Origin of the sequence: Streptomyces sp. NPDC021622 (assembly GCF_040640795.1) — a bacterium.
In the GTDB taxonomy this organism is placed as follows: Bacteria; Actinomycetota; Actinomycetes; order Streptomycetales; family Streptomycetaceae; genus Streptomyces.
The window spans coordinates 86,954-103,247 of sequence record NZ_JBFACK010000021.1; the positions used below are offsets into that span (position 1 = coordinate 86,954).

At 70.6% G+C, this 16,294-nt stretch carries 18 protein-coding genes; 11 read left to right on the plus strand and 7 right to left on the minus strand.

The window, feature by feature from the left end:
- Positions 1–15: 15 nt before the first annotated feature.
- From AB0G47_RS34235 to AB0G47_RS34245, 3 genes are all read left to right on the plus strand, one after another.
- Positions 16–1,293 (plus strand): sensor histidine kinase, encoded by a 1,278-nt coding sequence (locus AB0G47_RS34235; protein WP_360777922.1) that lies wholly within the window; start codon positions 16–18, stop codon positions 1,291–1,293.
- Positions 1,290–1,961: a response regulator transcription factor gene (locus tag AB0G47_RS34240; RefSeq protein ID WP_360777924.1), complete on the plus strand. Its 672-nt coding sequence runs from the start codon at positions 1,290–1,292 to the stop codon at positions 1,959–1,961. The genes AB0G47_RS34235 and AB0G47_RS34240 overlap by 4 nt, the downstream gene beginning before the upstream one ends.
- Positions 1,962–2,149: 188 nt before the next feature.
- Entirely contained in the window at positions 2,150–3,019 is an 870-nt protein-coding gene (locus AB0G47_RS34245) for an alpha/beta fold hydrolase (RefSeq protein WP_360777926.1), read from the plus strand.
- 59 nt (positions 3,020–3,078) lie between these two features.
- Here the strand turns inward: AB0G47_RS34245 and AB0G47_RS34250 are convergent, their stop codons facing one another.
- Both AB0G47_RS34250 and AB0G47_RS34255 read right to left on the minus strand, forming a co-directional pair.
- Positions 3,079–4,056 carry a lytic polysaccharide monooxygenase gene (locus tag AB0G47_RS34250; protein ID WP_360777928.1) on the minus strand — a complete coding sequence of 326 codons (978 nt, stop codon included), beginning with the start codon at positions 4,054–4,056 and terminating at the stop codon, positions 3,079–3,081.
- A gap of 304 nt (positions 4,057–4,360) precedes the next feature.
- Positions 4,361–5,047 carry a response regulator gene (locus tag AB0G47_RS34255; protein ID WP_360777930.1) on the minus strand — a complete coding sequence of 229 codons (687 nt, stop codon included), beginning with the start codon at positions 5,045–5,047 and terminating at the stop codon, positions 4,361–4,363.
- A gap of 194 nt (positions 5,048–5,241) precedes the next feature.
- On the opposite strand from AB0G47_RS34255, the gene AB0G47_RS34260 reads away from it, so the two are divergent.
- From AB0G47_RS34260 to AB0G47_RS34275, 4 genes are read left to right on the plus strand one after another with little or no spacing between them, the layout of a single operon-like run.
- Positions 5,242–6,225: a tripartite tricarboxylate transporter substrate binding protein gene (locus tag AB0G47_RS34260; RefSeq protein WP_360778065.1), complete on the plus strand. Its 984-nt coding sequence runs from the start codon at positions 5,242–5,244 to the stop codon at positions 6,223–6,225.
- Complete coding sequence (locus tag AB0G47_RS34265) at positions 6,222–6,773, plus strand: tripartite tricarboxylate transporter TctB family protein (protein ID WP_360777932.1); 552 nt, start codon at positions 6,222–6,224, stop codon at positions 6,771–6,773. The genes AB0G47_RS34260 and AB0G47_RS34265 overlap by 4 nt, the downstream gene beginning before the upstream one ends.
- A 1-nt stretch (position 6,774) precedes the next feature.
- Complete coding sequence (locus tag AB0G47_RS34270; RefSeq protein WP_360777934.1) at positions 6,775–8,283, plus strand: tripartite tricarboxylate transporter permease; 1,509 nt, start codon at positions 6,775–6,777, stop codon at positions 8,281–8,283.
- Complete coding sequence (locus AB0G47_RS34275) at positions 8,280–8,723, plus strand: GNAT family N-acetyltransferase (RefSeq protein ID WP_360777936.1); 444 nt, start codon at positions 8,280–8,282, stop codon at positions 8,721–8,723. The genes AB0G47_RS34270 and AB0G47_RS34275 overlap by 4 nt, the downstream gene beginning before the upstream one ends.
- Before the next feature lie 22 nt (positions 8,724–8,745).
- On the opposite strand, the gene AB0G47_RS34280 is transcribed toward AB0G47_RS34275, so the two are convergent.
- Positions 8,746–8,886, minus strand: coding sequence for a hypothetical protein (locus AB0G47_RS34280; RefSeq protein ID WP_266868703.1), 141 nt, complete (start codon positions 8,884–8,886; stop codon positions 8,746–8,748).
- A 109-nt stretch (positions 8,887–8,995) separates the two neighbouring features.
- Between AB0G47_RS34280 and AB0G47_RS34285 the strand changes: the two genes are divergently transcribed.
- Entirely contained in the window at positions 8,996–10,111 is a 1,116-nt protein-coding gene (locus AB0G47_RS34285) for a methyltransferase domain-containing protein (RefSeq protein WP_360777939.1), read from the plus strand.
- Here AB0G47_RS34285 and AB0G47_RS34290 read toward each other — a convergent pair.
- Positions 10,093–10,836 carry a metallophosphoesterase gene (locus AB0G47_RS34290; protein ID WP_360777941.1) on the minus strand — a complete coding sequence of 248 codons (744 nt, stop codon included), beginning with the start codon at positions 10,834–10,836 and terminating at the stop codon, positions 10,093–10,095. The two genes, AB0G47_RS34285 and AB0G47_RS34290, sit on opposite strands and share 19 nt — an antisense overlap.
- 100 nt (positions 10,837–10,936) lie before the next feature.
- On the opposite strand from AB0G47_RS34290, the gene AB0G47_RS34295 reads away from it, so the two are divergent.
- Positions 10,937–11,566, plus strand: a complete 630-nt coding sequence (locus AB0G47_RS34295) for a CGNR zinc finger domain-containing protein (RefSeq protein ID WP_360777943.1) — start codon at positions 10,937–10,939, stop codon at positions 11,564–11,566.
- Here AB0G47_RS34295 and AB0G47_RS34300 read toward each other — a convergent pair.
- Positions 11,536–12,054, minus strand: a complete 519-nt coding sequence (locus AB0G47_RS34300) for a DUF402 domain-containing protein (protein ID WP_360777945.1) — start codon at positions 12,052–12,054, stop codon at positions 11,536–11,538. The two genes, AB0G47_RS34295 and AB0G47_RS34300, sit on opposite strands and share 31 nt — an antisense overlap.
- Positions 12,035–12,961, minus strand: coding sequence for a GNAT family N-acetyltransferase (locus tag AB0G47_RS34305; protein WP_360777947.1), 927 nt, complete (start codon positions 12,959–12,961; stop codon positions 12,035–12,037). The genes AB0G47_RS34300 and AB0G47_RS34305 overlap by 20 nt, the downstream gene beginning before the upstream one ends.
- A gap of 70 nt (positions 12,962–13,031) precedes the next feature.
- Here AB0G47_RS34305 and AB0G47_RS34310 point away from each other — a divergent pair, with 70 nt between their 5' ends.
- Positions 13,032–13,421: a GntR family transcriptional regulator gene (locus tag AB0G47_RS34310; RefSeq protein ID WP_360777949.1), complete on the plus strand. Its 390-nt coding sequence runs from the start codon at positions 13,032–13,034 to the stop codon at positions 13,419–13,421.
- Positions 13,422–13,615: 194 nt separating this feature from the next.
- Here AB0G47_RS34310 and AB0G47_RS34315 read toward each other — a convergent pair whose 3' ends face one another.
- A complete protein-coding gene (locus tag AB0G47_RS34315) occupies positions 13,616–14,710 on the minus strand; it encodes a DUF5925 domain-containing protein (RefSeq protein WP_360777951.1) in 1,095 nt (364 codons plus the stop codon).
- A gap of 142 nt (positions 14,711–14,852) precedes the next feature.
- Between AB0G47_RS34315 and AB0G47_RS34320 the strand changes: the two genes are divergently transcribed.
- Positions 14,853–16,277: a xylan 1,4-beta-xylosidase gene (locus tag AB0G47_RS34320; RefSeq protein ID WP_360777953.1), complete on the plus strand. Its 1,425-nt coding sequence runs from the start codon at positions 14,853–14,855 to the stop codon at positions 16,275–16,277.
- Positions 16,278–16,294: the final 17 nt, after the last annotated feature.

A 16,294-nucleotide genomic window follows, 5' to 3' on the forward strand; every position in this document is an offset into this window, starting at 1 on the left:
ACATACGATCGGCGCATGGACATCGAGGCAGGTCAGGCGGCGCCCGAGCAGGGCAGGGGCCCGCGTGTGGCCGGGCGGCTGTGGCCGCCCGTGCGCACCGGCCTTGCCTGGAGCGGGGCGGTCGTCTACCCCTTCGTCACCTACGTCACGTTCGACCACGGGCAGCAGGGCTTCGAGATCCTGATGGTCCTCGCGTCGGTCGCGCTCACGGCCGTGGTCGCCGCGCTGCTCCGGCGCCGGCCGCTGCCCGCCCTGGTCTTCCTGCTCCTGGGCGCGGTGACGGCGACGATGGAGATGCGGAAGACGGAAGTCAGCTATCTGCAGATCTTCGTCGGGGTCTGCGCCGTCGGCTATCTCGCCGCCACCCGCCCGCGCCGTACGTCGGTCGCCGCCGCCCTCATGGCGTTCACGGCACAACTGCTCAGCCTCTTCGCCTTCCCGCCCGACGGCGGTTGTGATCCCACCGCGGGCGTTCCTCCCAAGAGCATGGTGAACGGCTGCGCACCCTCCGGCTGGGTGAGCAACAACGGCGAGACCGTCGCGTTCATCGCCGTCGCCCTGATCGCCGCATGGATGGTGGGCAGTTCGTCCCGCGAGCGCCGGGCACACGCGGAGGCGCTGCGGAGCCAGGCCACGGCCCGCGCCATCACCGCCGAACGCCTGCGCATCGCCCGCGAGTTGCACGATATGATCGCGCACAGCATCGGCGTCATCGCCATCCAGGCGGGCGTGGGCAGCCGCGTCATCGAGACCCAGCCCGCCGAGGCCCGCAACGCGCTCACCACCATCGAGACCGCCAGCAGGGAGACCCTCGCGGGCCTGCGCCGGACGCTGGTCGCGCTGCGCAAGCCGGAGCCGGGTGCTGAACCGGCCTCCAGTCACGAGGACTTGACGCCCCGCGAGCCGGCCCCCGGCCTCGCCGACATCGACCGCCTCGTCGCGTCCGCGCTGGACGCCGGGGTCCGGGTCGAGCTGCGGTGGCCGGGCGGGCGCGAGCCGCTGCCCGCCGACATCGACCTGGCCGCGTTCCGCATCCTGCAGGAGGCGCTGACCAATGTCGTACGGCACGCGGGCACGGAAAGCTGCCGGGTGAGCGTCGAGCGGCGGGCCGCCGAGCTGTCCATCGAGATCGAGGACGGCGGGCGTGGCGGGCTGCCCGCGGGCACCGGCTTCGGCCTGGTCGGCATGCGGGAGCGAGTCGCCCTGCTGCACGGCCGGTTCACCGCAGGGCCGCGCCCCGAGGGCGGCTTCCGGGTGGCGGCGCTGCTGCCGGTGCCGGAGGAGGGACGGTGACGGACCGCGTGGTGCGCGTCGTACTGGCCGACGATCAGCCCCTGGTCCGCGCGGGCCTGCGCGTACTGATGGCCGACAGTTCTGAGCTCGACGTCGTGGGCGAGGCGGGGACGGGCGCCGACGCCGTCCGGCTCGCCAGGGACGTACGCCCCGATGTCGTCGTGATGGACATCCGCATGCCCGGCATGGACGGCATCGAGGCCACCCGGCTGATCACGGCGGAGACCGACGCGACCCGCGTCCTGGTCCTGACGACGTTCGACGACGACGATTACGTGTACGGGGCGCTGCGCGCGGGCGCGAGCGGGTTCCTCGTCAAGGACATGGCGCTCGACGACATTCTCGCGGCGATCCAGGTGGTGGCCTCGGGGGACGGCCTGATCGCGCCGAGCGTCACCCGCCGTCTCATCGAGGAGTTCGCGGCGCGGCCGGAGCCTGCGTCGCAGGCCCGGCGGACGGTCGAGGGCATCACGGACCGCGAGTGCGAGGTCCTGACGCTGGTCGGGCGGGGGCTGTCCAACGCGGAGATCGCGGCCGAGCTGTTCATCACCGTGGCCACGGTGAAGGCTCATGTAGCGCGGCTGTTCACGAAGCTGGGGTCCCGTGACCGGGTGCAACTGGTCATCATCGCTTACGAGTTGGGGCTCGTCGCGCCGCCGCGTCATTAGCCCCCAGGGGGCAACCGTGCCAGTGATCGCTGGAAGTTTTACCGACGCGTAACTTCACACTTTTACTACTCGCCCGTAATTTGGCGTGTGCACGGCATCCTCGTGATCCGGATCACAGGGCTCGCTCATCGTCACTGCCTTGAGCAACTTCCTTGAGCAACTCCCCTGAGCCGCAAGGAGATCACCCGATGCTGCCCTGGAGACGAGCGCTCAGAGCGCTTGCCGCCGCCCTGCTCATGACGGGCGCGCTCACCCTGACCCCCGCCGCGCACGCGGCCCCGGACGCTTCGTCCGCTGCTGCGACCTCATCGAGTGGCTGGAACGACTACAACTGCAAGCCGTCCGCCGCCCACCCGCGCCCCGTCGTCCTCGTCCACGGCACCTTCGGCAACTCCGTGGACAACTGGCTCGTCCTGGCGCCCTACTTGGTGAGGCGCGGCTACTGCGTCTACTCCCTCGACTACGGCCAGCTGCCCGGAGTGCCGTTCTTCAACGGGCTCGGCCCGATCGACAAGTCGGCCGAACAGCTCGACGGCTTCGTCGACAAGGTGCTCGCCTCCACGGGCGCCGCGAAGGCGGACCTCGTCGGCCACTCGCAGGGCGGCATGATGCCCCGCCACTATCTGAAGTTCCTCGGCGGCGCGGCGAAGGTGAACGCCCTGATCGGCCTCGCGCCCGACAACCACGGCACCACCCTGCTCGGCCTGACCAAGCTGCTGCCCTACTTCCCGGGCATCGAGGACCTGCTCACCACCAAGACACCTAGCCTCGCCGACCAGGTGGCAGGATCGCCGTTCCTCACCAAGCTCAACGAGGGTGGCGACACCGTGCCCGGCGTGCGCTACACCGTCATCGCCACCAAGTACGACGAGGTGGTCACCCCGTACCGCACACAGTTCCTCGACGGCCCGGGCGTACGCAATGTGACCGTCCAGGACCTGTGCCCCGTCGACCTCTCCGAGCACGTGGCGATCGGGATCCTCGACCGGGTCGCCCACCACGAGGTCGCCAACGCGCTGGATCCGCAGCACGCGACACCTAGTACGTGCCTGTCCTGACCGGTGACGAACAGCGGGCCGCTGCCGACTCGGCAGCGGCCCGCTCTGTTCGGGATGGCTCAGCGGCCGTGACGCGCCGTCCTGCGGCGGGCCGTGGCGAACATGGCCGCCGCACCCAGGGCGAGGGCGCCGGCGCCACCGATCGCGATGTACGGGGTGGTGCTGTCGCCGCCGGTCTCGGCGAGGTTCTCGTCGGTGGCGGCGGGCTTCGCGGCGGCGCCGTTCACCTCGGGCTCGTTGGCGGGGGTGTCCTGCGCCGGGGCCGCCTCGGAGGCCTCGGCGCCCGTCTTGGCGTCGCTGTCGCCGTGGCCGTGGTGCTCGACGGTCGACTTCTCGGAGCCGGCCTCGATGTCCTTCTCGGAGGGCGCGGAGGCCGTCGGGGCGGGGGCCGTGCCGCCGCCGCTGTCCTTGCCGAAGACGACGTCGGAGCAGGTGTAGAAGGCCTCGGGGGAGTCCGAGCGCTGCCAGATCGAGTAGATCAGGTGGCGGCCCGACTTGGCCGGGACCTTGCCGTCGAAGACGTAGTCACCGTTCTCCATCTTCGGGTCGGTGACCTTGACGAACGGCTTCTCCTCCAGGTCCGACCACTTCAGGGGCTTGGTCGGGTCGTACGAGTCCTTCGTGACGTACAGCTCGAAGGAGCCCTTGTGCGGGGCGGTGCCCTTGTAGTGGAACGTGTGGTTGCCGGCGGCGAGCTTGCTGGACGGCCAGTCGGCGCGCGGCAGGTCGAGGCCCTTGTACTTGTCGTTGCCCGCGCTGCACAGCTTGCCGTCGGGGATGATCTCCTTCGACTTCCCTGCGGCGTTGGCGATGTTCACGCCGTTCCAGTCGTAGAAGGCCTGCGCGCCACTGGCCGCGACGGCCGCCTTGCAGGCAGCCGACTTCGGGGCCTCCGGACCCTCCTGGAAGCAGGCGGACACCCGGCTCACCGGGTCCGTCATCGAACCGTGCGCTGCCGCGGGCGCGGCGGACAGGACGGTCAGGGCGAGCGGTGTGACACCGGCGGCGAGTGCGGCGACCTTGCGGCGAGCATTCATGGGGTGGATCTCCTCAGCGGCGGTTCTGGAGGGGGGTGGGGGACACGAGGCGGCCGCGAACGGCCGGTGCTGCCCCCCGAATACGTGCAGCGCCGACGGTTCGTGGCGGCCCCGGCGACGAGAAAGCTAGCCCCTCTGAATCCCGAATTCGCCTGCTGAGGGCGGGTGATGGTGATCCTTATGGTCGAGTTAAGGAAGGGCTAACCGGGAGCTGAGACTGAGCCCGTCGGACGCATCTGCGGGTGCGTCGTGGCTGATCGCGCAGTTCCCCGCGCCCCTTCGGGGCGCTGCCCGGCGGGACGGCTCACCGGACCCACCGATACCGCCGCTCCGGCCGCCCCGTCCCCCCGTACCGCAGCGTCACCTCGGCCCTCCCCGTGTCCGCGAAGAACTCCAGGTACCGTCGCGCGCTGACCCGGGAGAGTGCTCCCTCCTGGGCGCACTCCGTCGCCGAGAGGCCGTCCGGGTGGCGGCGCAGGGTCTGTTCGACCAGGTCGGCGGTGTGTGCCGCCAGGCCCTTCGGCAGTTCGCGGGAGCCGGGCGGGCGGGTGCCGAAGAGCTGGTCGACGTCCTCCTGGCGGGCCTCGTCCAGACCGTCGAGGCGGGCCCGCAACGCCGCCACGTGCAGCAACTGCTCCCGCAGCGCGGCCTGGTTGAACGGCTTGATGAGGTAGTGCAGTGCTCCCGCCCGCAGCGCCGCCCGCACGATCTCCGCGTCCCGCGCCGCCGTGATGAACAGCGCGTCCACCGGCTGCCGGTCCCGGTCGCGCTCCTCGACGGCACGCAACTCCCGTAGCACCGCGATGCCGTCCATATCGGGCAGATAGACATCAAGGAGTACGAGATCGGGGCGGAGGCGTTCCACCGCCTCCAGCGCCTGCGCACCGCTGTGCGCCACCCCCACCACCGAGAATCCGTCCACCGAGGACACATAACGGCTGTGCAGTTTGGCGACCATGAAGTCGTCGTCCACGACCAGCACCCTTGTCATCGCCGCAGGCTATGGGCGCGACCACAACGACCACAACGTCCGTTGATTCCGGAAGAGAGACAGCTTCTTAACGCGCAGGCAACATGTGGGCCACCTCACAGGAATCCCCGTCCCCGCGGATGGCGGCCGGGTTCCCGCCCCCCACCGGGAACCCGGCCCCACCAACTCCTACGTACCGACAGGTGGTGGCACACGTGCGTCTGCGCACACCCCTTGCCCTGCTCGGGGCCGCGCTGCTCGTGCTCGCAGGGCCGCCGCTGCTCTCGACGGGCAGCGGCGCCGAGACCGGCACACAGATCCCCGGCCTGCGCTTCATGGTCCCCAACACACCGGGCGGCGGCTACGACATCACCGCCCGTACCGCGGCGAAGAACGCCGAGGACGCCGAGCTCACCCACAACATCGAGGTGTTCAACCTGCCCGGCGCCGGCGGCACCGTGGGCCTGAGCCGCCTCGTCGGCGAGCACGGCAACGGCAAGCTCGCGATGTCCATGGGGCTCGGAGTCGTGGGCGCCGCACGCTCCAACCACGCGCCCAAGACCCTCGCCGACACCACCCCGATCGCCCGCCTCACCGAGGAGCCGGACGTCGTGGTGGTCGCCAAGGACTCGCCGTACAAGGACATCAAGCAGCTGATCACCGCCTGGAAGAAGAACCCGGGCAAGCTCCCCGTCGGCGGCGGCTCGTCCCCCGGCGGCCCCGACCACCTCGCCCCGATGCTGATGGCGCGCGCCTCGGGGATCGCCCCCAAGAAGGTCAACTACGTTCCCTTCGACGGCGGCGGCGAACTCCTCGCGTCGATCCTCGGCAAGAAGGTCGCCTTCGGCGTCTCCGGCGTCGGCGAGTACCTCGACCAGATCAAGTCGGGCGAGCTGCGGCTGCTCGCGGTCACCGGACCCGAGCGCGTCGACGGCCTGGAGGGACCCACCCTCAAGGAGTCCGGCTACGACGTGGACTTCACCAACTGGCGCGGCATCGTCGCCCCGCCCGGCCTCTCCGAAGCCGAGCGCGACAAGCTCACCGGCCTCGTCAGGAAGCTCCACGACTCCCCTCAGTGGCGCAAGTCCCTCAAGACGAACGGCTGGGACGACGCCTTCCTCACCGGCGACAAGTTCGGCGACTTCCTGGAGGCCCAGGACAAGCGCGTGGTGTCCGTCCTGAAGGAGCTCGGGCTGTGACGACGACAACCACCGAAAACCCGCCGACCCCGCCCGAGGAGTCCGGGAACAGCCGCCGCACCTGGCTGCGCGAGCACTCCGAACTCGGCGTGTGCGTCATGCTGTTGGCCCTCGGCGTGCTCGTCCTCACCGACGCGCTCACCATGGACGTCGACATCGCCCAGCGCGGCCCGATCGGCCCCAAGACGGTCCCGATCGTGGTCGGCATCGGGCTCCTGGTCGTCGCCGTGCTCCTCGCGGTCGACGTCCTGCGCGGCGGCCGCGGCGAGGCCGAGGGCGGCGAGGACATCGACCTGTCCGAACCCGCCGACTGGCGCACCGTCCTGCTGCTCGCCGGGGTCTTCCTCGGCGCCGCCGTCCTCATCGAACCGCTCGGCTTCCCCGTCGCGGGCGCACTGCTCTTCTGGGGCGCCGCGTACGCGCTCGGCAGCAGGCACCTGGACCGCGATCCGCTCATCGCGGCAGGCCTCTCCCTGATCACGTACGTCGTCTTCAACAACCTGCTCGGAGTCCCGCTCCCCGGCGGCCCGCTGATGGGAGTGCTCTGACATGAACGCCCTCAACTCCCTGATGGACGGCTTCGGCACGGCCCTCACCCCGCTGAATCTGCTCTGGGCCGCGGTCGGAGTACTCCTGGGCACCGCGATCGGCGTGCTGCCCGGCATCGGCCCCGCGATGGCGGTGGCGCTGCTGCTGCCCGTGACGTACGGCCTGGAACCGACCGGCGCGTTCATCATGTTCGCCGGCATCTACTACGGAGCGATGTTCGGCGGCTCCACGACGTCGATCCTCCTCAACACACCGGGGGAGAGCGCCGCGGTCGTGGCCGCCATGGAAGGCAACCCGATGGCCAAGTCGGGGCGCGGCGCACAGGCGCTCGCGGCCGCCGCCATCGGCCACTTCGCGGGCGGCATGATCGGCACCATGCTCCTTGTGGCGCTCGCGCCGACGGTCGCCGACCTCGCCGTCGACATCGGGGCGCCCGACTACTTCGCCATCATGGTCCTTGCGTTCATCGCCGTGACGTCGGTCCTCGGCTCGTCCCGCATCCGCGGCCTCGCCTCCCTCCTGATCGGTCTCACCATCGGCCTGGTCGGCCTCGACCAGATGACCGGGCAGCAGCGGCTGACGTTCGGCTCGCTCCAACTCGCCGACGGCATCGACGTGGTGATCGTCGCGGTGGGCCTCTTCGCGATCGGCGAGGCGCTGTGGGTCGCGGCCCACCTGCGCCGCACCAGCGGCGAGGCGATACCGGTCGGTCGCCCCTGGCTCGGCAAGGCCGACGTGAAGCGCACCTGGAAGTCCTGGCTGCGCGGCCCGCTCATCGGCTTCCCGTTCGGCGCGATCCCGGCCGGCGGCGCCGAGATCCCCACCTTCCTCTCGTACGTCACCGAGAAGCGCCTGTCCAAGAACAAGGAGGAGTGGGGCAAGGGCGCGATCGAGGGAGTGGCGGGCCCCGAGTCGGCGTCATCGGCATCGGCGGCGGGCACGCTGGTCTCGATGCTGACGCTCGGCCTGCCCACGACGGCCGTGGCCGCGGTGATGCTCGCCGCCTTCCAGCAGTACGGGATCCAGCCCGGCCCCCTGCTCTTCGAGCGCGAACCGGACCTGGTCTGGGGCCTGATCGCGTCCCTCTTCGTGGGAATGGTGCTCCTGCTCGCCCTGAACCTGCCCCTGGCCCCGGTCTGGGCGAAGCTCCTGCGCATCCCGAGGCCCTACCTCTACGCGGGCATTCTCTTCTTCGCGGCGGTGGGCGCGTACGCGGTCGGCGGTGAGGCGCTCGACCTGGTGATCCTCCTGGTCATCGGCCTGATCGGCTTCGGCATGCGGCGCTACGGACTGCCGGTCCTGCCCGCGGTGATCGGCGTCATCCTCGGCCCGAACGCCGAGCAGCAGCTGCGCCGCGCCCTGCAGATCAGCGACGGCAGCGTCAGCGGCCTGTTCGACACGCCTTTCTCCATCACGGTGTACGTCGTCATCGCGCTGATCGTGCTGTGGCCGCTGCTGAAGAAGGCGGTGGTGCGGGGGCGTGCCCGTGGCGTAGACGTAGACGCATGACAGCCGACATCCGCCCCGCCACCACCGCCGACGTCGCCGCAGTGAAGGCGGTGACGGACGCCGCGTACCGCCACTACATCGAGCGCATCGGTGTCGTGCCCGCCCCCATGGAGGCGGATCACGCGGCGGAGGTGGCGGCGGGGCGGGTGTATGTCACCGGGGATCCGGTCGTGGGCGTCCTGGTCCTCGTCCCACACGAGGACCATCTCTTCCTGGACAGCATCGCGGTCCACCCCGAGGCGGCGGGCCGGGGCGTGGGCGGCCGCCTCCTTGCGTTCGTGGACGCACGCGCGCGTGCCCTCGAGCTTCCCGAGGTCCGTCTCTACACGAACGCGATGATGTGGGAGAACCAGAAGATCTATCCGCGGTACGGATACGAGCTGGTGGAGCGCAGGGTCGACGGCCCCTACGACCGCTTCCACTACCGCAAGAGCCTCTAGTGCTCGCCCTGGCCCGGGGGTCTCATCCGTCCGGCCACCAGGTCCGCTGGACGTCCTTGCGGACCTCGGGTCGTTCACGGGGCCGGTCCTCGGCCTCGTACTTCTCGCGGATCTGTCGGGTGGTGGGCTTACCGACGGTCTTGTGCACGGTCACACGGCGCATGGCTGCCTCCCTGTACCTACCGATGTCCAAGGCGGTACGGCTGTAGACCTCTGCGGGGAGGGTTTCTCATCCGAGGCCGATTGTCAGTGGCGGGTGTCACGATCGGGGCATGACGATCGACTGGGACGCGGAGGCGGCCACCTTTGACGAAGAGCCGGACCACGGGCTGCGGGACGCGGTGGTGCGGGAGGCCTGGGCGGGGCGGCTGCGGGACTGGCTGCCGGAAACCGCGGGGGACGTGCTCGACCTGGGGTGCGGCACGGGCAGCCTGTCACTGATCGCTGCCGAGTACGGACACCGTGTGACCGCGGTGGACCTGTCGCCGAGGATGGTGGAGCGGGCACGCGAGAAGCTGGCCGGGCACGGGGCGGAGATCCTGGTCGGCGACGCGGCCCTGCCCCCGGTCGAAGGACGGACGTTCGACACGATCCTGGCCCGCCATGTCCTGTGGATGCTCCCGGACCCCGAGGCGACGCTCAGACACTGGTGCTCGCTGCTGCGCCCCGGCGGGCGTCTCGTCCTGATCGAGGGCGTATGGGGGACGACCGACCCCGCAGGCATCCCTGCCACCCGCCTGATCGAGGCACTGACGCCCTTGGTGGGCCGCCTGCACTCGGAGCGCCTGTCGGGTGACCCGCGCCTGTGGGGCAAGGAGGTGGCGGACGAGCGTTACGCAGTGGTGGGCGTCCTGCCGGCCGCCCCGCCCCGCCACAAGGAGGTGGTCGACGTCCACCTCATCCTGCGCCGTGGCGACGAGGTCCTCCTGGCCCGACGCGCCAACACGGGTTACGGAGACGGCCTGTTGAACGTCCCGTCGGGCCATGTGGAGCCCGGCGAGGACGTCCGCGAGGCCGTGCTCCGCGAGGCCCGCGAGGAGATCGGCCTCACCCTCACCCCGGCAGACGTCCGAGCCGCCGTGGTCCTCCAGCACCGCGGCCCCGGCGGCAATCCCCGCATCGGCTGGTTCTTCGAGGCAGACCACGGCAGGGGCGGCACCCCCTTCAACGCGGAGCCCGAAAAGTGCGAGGAACTCACGTGGCACGCGATCGACGCCCTGCCGGACGACATGGTGGCGTACTGCCGGGCGGGCCTGGAGGCATGGCGGGCGGGGGAGCGGTTCCTGCTGCACTGGCAGGAGGACGGCGATGCGGTGGGGCATGACGCGGCCGGCGCGCGGCGGGCTGTTCCGCTCGCGCCCGGCCAGGGTCAGGGGACCACGCGGTAGTGGGTCGTCAGGCGGTTGGTGCCGTCCAGGATGTGGAAGGCGAGGGCGGGGGGCTGGGTGCGGTCGGCGGGGGCTTCGCCCTCCCAGGGGAGGCGGAGGGTCCAGGTGATCGCCGGGCCGACGATCAGCGGGCGGTCGGCGAAGGTTGAGGCTGCGGCCGTGTGGGCGTGGCCTGTGATGACTGCCGTGACCTGGGGGTAGTCGGCCAGGAGTGCGGCGAGCTGCTCCGGCTGTTCGAGGCGGTGCGCGTCCGGGAGCGGGTGGTGGAGTTCGACCGGTGGCTGGTGGAAGGCGATCAGTGCCGGGGTGCCGGCGGGCAGGGTGTCGAGGGTCTCCGTGAGCCAGTCGTAGGTCTCGGCGTCCAGGCGGCCCTCGTCCCTGCCGGGGATCGTCGAGTCGCACATGAGGATCGCCGCCCTGCCGACGCGGTGCACGCGGTTGATGGGGCCGTCCGTTGGCGCCTCGCCGAGCAGGGCCTTGCGGTAGGCCGTTCGTACGTCGTGATTTCCGGGGCAGGTGAGCACGGGGAACGGGGCGGTGAGGATGGCCGCGGCCTCCTCGTACTCGGCGGGGTCGCCGTGGTCGGCGATGTCGCCGGTGACGAGGAGCGCGTCGACCGGCTGCGGAAGCGCTCTGAGGTAGTTCATGACGCGCGTGGCGCGTTCCGTCGCCCGCTCGCTGCCGTCCAAGTGCAGATCGCTGATCTGGGCCAGCAGGATCGTCATCGTCGAGTCCCTCCCCTATTCCCTAATGGTAAATAGTTCTTGTTCCGTTAGGGACTGTAGGGTGTGGTCGTCGACATGATCAAGAGGGAAGGGGGAACTCGTGGTGCGGCACCTGGCGTTGGAGCTGGCGAGCACGATCAGGCACGACGGGGAGGGCGGTGTCGCCGATGACCTGGAGTCCGTAGAAGGGGTGACCCGCTGGATCCGGGCGCAGGCCGAGCTCCTGCCCGAAGGCATCACTGGCATCACAGGCGGCGCCACCCCGGAGTTCCGCGCCGACGACGAACTCCGAGGTGAGGTGGTCGCCCTGCGGCAGGCGGTTCGGGCGCTGTTCGCGCAGGCGGTGAGCCCCGCTCCCGCGAGCTCCGCGGACGCGCACTGTCTGATCGCCACGGACCAGGCCCTGGCGCGGCTCAACGCCGCCGCCGCGGCGGAGCCTGTCACCCCGCAACTGGCCTGGCCGCACGACGAATTCCCCGCGGCCTCGCTGCGGCCCGCCGCGGAGCGCGAGCCCCGGGTGCGGCTCTCCGCCGCACTGGCCCGCGCCGCCATCGACTTCCTGGCGGGACCGGAGCGCGAGCGCCTACGCTCCTGCGCCGCGCCCCGGTGCGTGCGCTACTTCGTCAAGCGGCACGGTCGGCAGGAGTGGTGCAAGCCGTCCTGCGGCAACCGGGCCAGGGTCGCCCGCCACTACCGGCGTCAGCGCGAGGCGCCCGCGGAATCCTCGTAGCGGGGCAGCGACCCGGCACGCGCCAGGTCCTCCAGGACGTCCAGCGCCCAGACCGCCGCGGCCGCCGCCTCCGGGTCCTGCTCGGCCAGGCCGCTCTCCGCGAACTCGTCCTCGTCGAGCCGGACGATCGTCGCGCCGTCCGCCGAGCACCACAGGTCGAGATCCAGGTCCTCGACCACCAGCGCGGCGCCGTCCCGCACCGCGGGCCGTGTCACGTCGCAATACCAGCCCTTCAGCACCCCATCCGACGTACGGACCTCCTTCACGGAGTACCACCGGTCACGCCAGTAGTGCTCGGTGAAGACATCACCCGGCTCGAAGCGTACGAAGCCGAAGTCCCGTACTCCGTCCGCCGCCCACGGCGCGCGGACCGTCACCTGGTTGCCGTCGTCCGCCACGACCTCCGCCGGGTAGCGGATCTTGACGCGGCCCGCCTTCACCAGCGTCACCTCCACGGTCGTCGGGCTCTCAGCCGAGCTCCCGGACATGCCGTACCTCCGTCGCACAGATCTCGTAGCCGAACCACTTGTTGATGGCCAGCATCGGTTCGTTGCCGGCGTCGTTGCCGGTGAACGCCTCCGTGAAGCCGACGGCACGCGCCCGGTGCAGGGAGTCGTTCTTGGCCAGCTTCGCCAGGCCCCGGCCGCGGAAGGCGCGCCCGGTGCCGGTCATGCCGCTCGCGTAACGGGACGCGTCGTCCGTGCGGGCCAGGGTGAAGGCCGCCGGGCGGCCGTCCACCACGGCCACGGACGTCAGCTCGCGATTGACCAGGGGGTGGTTCCACGTCTCGGCGAGCCAGTGCTCGTAGTCCGTGAACTCCGCCGCCACATCGCTCGGTTCGTCCGCCACAGTCTCCGCGTCGAGTTCGAAGAGCGCGCGCGGGTCGTCCCCGAACTCCGCTCCCGTGCGCAACTCCACGCCGGCGGGCGGCTCCTGGCGGGGCGGCAGGCCCGCGGTCAGGTCGAGACGGAGGAAGTGGGCCGAGCGGCTCGCGCGGTAGCCGCGCTTGGCGGCGAAGGCGCGGTTCGCGGGCTCGTCGAGCACCCACGAGAAGAACGTAGTGGCGCCGCCGTTCGCCAGATGCTCCTCCGCCGTACGCAGGATCAGCGAACCGGCGCCGAGACCGCGCCGTTCGGGCAGTACGTAGACGTTGGCGAAGCCCTGGCCGGGATCGGGGCTGTCGTAGGCGATGCCCACCTGGGCCGTGCCGATGATCTCCCCGTCGATCTCGGCGGCCAACTGCCGGTACAGGGCGTCGGGATGGGCGTGCGCCAGGTCGAACGCGACCGAACCGGCCGTGGAGAGCATCGCCGGGACACAGGCACGCCGGACGGCGGCGAAGGCTTCGGCGTCCGGTGTGCTGCCGGGGCGCAGGGCGCGTACCAGGAGAGTCATGGAGCCGCACGTTACGCGCGGGGTGCGCCGGGGTGCCTCCGATTTTCCGTGCGTGCGGGACAATCACTGCGTGACTTTGAAGATCGAGATCGAGACCGATGGAGGCGCGGGCGACGCGCCGCCCTATGAGCAGGTGCGGGCCCAGATCGCCGAGCAGGCGCGGGGCGGGGTGCTGCCGGTGGGGTACAAGCTGCCCACCGTGCGGGGGCTCGCCCAGGAGCTTGGGCTCGCCGCGAATACCGTTGCCAAGGCGTATCGGGCCCTTGAGGCGGACGGGGTGATTGAGACGCGGGGGCGGCATGGGACGTTCGTGGCCGCCGCCGGGGATGCCGCGGAGAGGGAGGCTTCGGCCGCCGCCCAGGCCTTTGCCGAGCGGGTCCAGCGGCTGGGGCTCTCCGAGGGGGCGGCGTTGGACGCTGCGAGGGATGCGTTGCGGGCGGCTTATGGGGACTCGGGGTGACGCCTCGCTGAACCGGTGCCCGGCAGCTGGGCGTTGTGCCCACCCTTCCCCAAGCTCTCGGCTTCGCTCGAGCAGGGGAGACCCCACTCGCCGTGCGGAACGCCTGCCCACAACCAGAACAGCGAGGGGGCACTGCGGGGCACTGCCGGGTAATCGGGTGGGTGGGTGGGGAAAGCAGTTGGCCGGCCGCCGGGCTACAGATACAGCCCCGAGTCCGCCCCCTCCCGGGGATCCGGGACCGACGTAGGGGAAGTCCCGCGACGCAAGGCGTAGAGCTCGGCCAGGGTCGCGCCCTCGCGGGAGACGCCCTCGGCGGTGCCGAGCCAGGACACCGCTTCCGGGAGGGTCAGCGAACCCACCTCGATGCGGGCAAGGCACCGCCCCGGCCGCACGACCGCCGGGTGCAGCCGCTCCAGGTCCTCGTTGGTGGTGACCCCCACAAGGACATTGCGGCCCTGCCCCAGCAGCCCGTCCGTCAAGTTCAGCAACCGCGACAATGCCTGCCCCGCCGTATGCTTCGCCTCGCCCCGGATCAGCTCGTCGCAGTCCTCCAGGAGCAGCAGCCGCCAGCGGCCCTTCGCCGTGCCGTCGTCCTCGCCGATCGCGATGTCCATCAAGTAGCCCACATCGCTGAACAGCCGCTCCGGGTCGAGGACGCAGTCCACCTGGCACCAGTCGCGCCAGGACCGCGCGAGCGTCCGCAGCGCCGAGGTCTTGCCCGTACCGGGCGGCCCGTGCAGCAGCAGGAGCCGGCCCGAGATGTCCTCCGGGCCCGTCTTCATCAGGGAGTCCATGGCCTCGGCGACCGGCGCCGTGTAGTTCTCCCGCACCTCCTCCCACGTACCGGCGGAGATCTGCCGCGTGGTGCGGTGCGGGCCGCGCCTCGGCGACACGTACCAGAACCCCATGGTCACGTTGTCCGGCTGCGGTTCCGGCTCGTCCTGCGCGCCGTCCGTCGCCTGCTTCAGGACCTTCTCCGCGAGATCGGCGCTCGTCGCCGTCACGGTGACATCCGCGCCACGGTTCCAGCGCGAGACCAGCACCGTCCAGCCGTCGCCCTCGGCGAGCGTCGCGCTGCGGTCGTCGTCGCGGGCGGCCCGCAGGACGGCCGCGCCCGGCGGAAGCAGCGTGGAACCCGACTTGACGCGGTCGATGTTGGCGCTGTGGGAGAACGGCTGCTCGCCGGTGGCGAAGCGGCCGAGGAAGAGGGCGTCCACGACATCCGACGGGGAGTCGCTGTCGTCGACGTTGAGCCGGATCGGCAGGGCGTCCTGAGGGTTCGCAGACATGCCGCCATGATCCGGCACGCATACGCCCTTGTGCATCCCGGTTTACGTACTCCGTTCATGTGACGTCACGTGGCGTGCCCGTTACAGAGCTGTGGTACGGAACCTGTCCTACCGCCAACTCGCGCCGTTAGTCTTGCCCCTGATGGGACGTCATGGGTGGAATTCGGGGGCACTGCGGTGGCGGCTCACCGCACTGCTCGGCGTTGGTGTGGCCGCACTGGCCCTGATCCTGACCGTCATCACCACGCTTCCCGATGACGGCTCGGGCACCCAGGGCACCACGCGCGACGGGGACAAGGTGCACGGCACCCCCGCCGTCCCGCCCGACCAGGCGAAGCCGGACGTGGGCTGGGGCTTCACGCATACGCAGTACAGCGCGGACGAGGGCGAGGACGCCTCCGTGCAGCGCGCCGAGGAGCTGCTCGCGGGAAAGCCGAGCCCGCTGCCGCAGATCCAGCACATCATGGGCTGGGGCGCGGGCAACCCCGAGCCGGTCAAGGGCCGTTACGACTTCAGCGAGATGGACCGGCGGATGGACTTCATCCGCGCCACCGACGGCACGCCGGTCGTCACCCTGTGCTGCTCCCCGGACTGGATGAAGGGCGGCGAGTCCGGCGCCGGCAAGACCAATTGGAGCCAGGCCGCCCTGGAGACCGCACCGGAGCGCGCCCACTACAAGGACTTCGCCAAGCTCGCCGCGACCGTCGCCAAGCGCTATCCGGACGTACGCCACTTCATCGTCTGGAACGAGTTCAAGGGCTTCTGGAACAACGAGCAGGCCCGCTGGGACTACGAGGGCTACACCGAGCTCTACAACCTGGTCTACAAGGAACTCAAGAAGGTCAACAAGGACATCATGGTCGGCGGCCCCTACCTGGTCATGGACAGCGTCGACCCGCGCCAGACCGAGGACGCATCGACGAAGGTCAAGGGCGCCTGGGGCCGCATGGACCAGCGGGTCCTCGACGCCTTCGACTACTGGAACAAGAACAAGACGGGCGCGGACTTCGTCGTCGTCGACGGCTCCAGCTACACCACCGACGACGAGATGCTCCCCGACGAGTTCAAGGCCACGCAGAAGCTGACCGCGGTCAGCAAGTGGGTGCGCGAGCGCACCGGTGACCTGCCGCTGTGGTGGGCCGAGTACTACGTGGAGCCCGGCGACAGCAACGACGACCGCGACGACTGGTCCGAGGCGCACCGCGTCGCCGTCCAGGCCACCGGCCTGATGGCGATGGCACGCGGCGGCGCGAGCAGCGGCTTCTACTGGAACCCGCAGAACAAGGGCGCCGGTTGCGCCGGCTGCCTGTGGCGCTCCACCCGGCTCGGCGACGGCGGTACGGAACTGCCGATGCTGAAGATGCTCGCCCGGTTCAACGACGCGTTCCCGCCCGGCACGGAGTACGAGAAGGTCTCCGTCGCCGCGGACGACGTACCGAACGTCAGCGTGCTCGCCGACGACAAGACGGTGCTCGTCGTGAACACCCTGGACCGGACGATCAGCGCGAAGGTGGACGGCGAGCGTTTCGAGATGAAGGGGTACGAGGTGAAGTGGCTGAAGCGGTAGCCCACTTCAGCCGACCC

Bases quoted from the DNA above. Each gene is read 5' to 3' on its own strand.
- AB0G47_RS34290 (WP_360777941.1), bottom strand. From the start codon at position 10,836: ATGACGATCCTGCTGGCCCAGATCAGCGATCTGCACTTGGACGGCAGC.
- AB0G47_RS34255 (WP_360777930.1), bottom strand. From the start codon at position 5,047: ATGACAAGGGTGCTGGTCGTGGACGACGACTTCATGGTCGCCAAACTG.
- AB0G47_RS34250 (WP_360777928.1), bottom strand. From the start codon at position 4,056: ATGAATGCTCGCCGCAAGGTCGCCGCACTCGCCGCCGGTGTCACACCG.
- AB0G47_RS34320 (WP_360777953.1), top strand. From the start codon at position 14,853: ATGGGACGTCATGGGTGGAATTCGGGGGCACTGCGGTGGCGGCTCACC.
- AB0G47_RS34235 (WP_360777922.1), top strand. From the start codon at position 16: ATGGACATCGAGGCAGGTCAGGCGGCGCCCGAGCAGGGCAGGGGCCCG.
- AB0G47_RS34245 (WP_360777926.1), top strand. From the start codon at position 2,150: ATGCTGCCCTGGAGACGAGCGCTCAGAGCGCTTGCCGCCGCCCTGCTC.
- AB0G47_RS34280 (WP_266868703.1), bottom strand. From the start codon at position 8,886: ATGCGCCGTGTGACCGTGCACAAGACCGTCGGTAAGCCCACCACCCGA.
- AB0G47_RS34305 (WP_360777947.1), bottom strand. From the start codon at position 12,961: ATGACTCTCCTGGTACGCGCCCTGCGCCCCGGCAGCACACCGGACGCC.
- AB0G47_RS34275 (WP_360777936.1), top strand. From the start codon at position 8,280: ATGACAGCCGACATCCGCCCCGCCACCACCGCCGACGTCGCCGCAGTG.
- AB0G47_RS34270 (WP_360777934.1), top strand. From the start codon at position 6,775: ATGAACGCCCTCAACTCCCTGATGGACGGCTTCGGCACGGCCCTCACC.
- AB0G47_RS34300 (WP_360777945.1), bottom strand. From the start codon at position 12,054: ATGTCCGGGAGCTCGGCTGAGAGCCCGACGACCGTGGAGGTGACGCTG.
- AB0G47_RS34315 (WP_360777951.1), bottom strand. From the start codon at position 14,710: ATGTCTGCGAACCCTCAGGACGCCCTGCCGATCCGGCTCAACGTCGAC.
- AB0G47_RS34285 (WP_360777939.1), top strand. From the start codon at position 8,996: ATGACGATCGACTGGGACGCGGAGGCGGCCACCTTTGACGAAGAGCCG.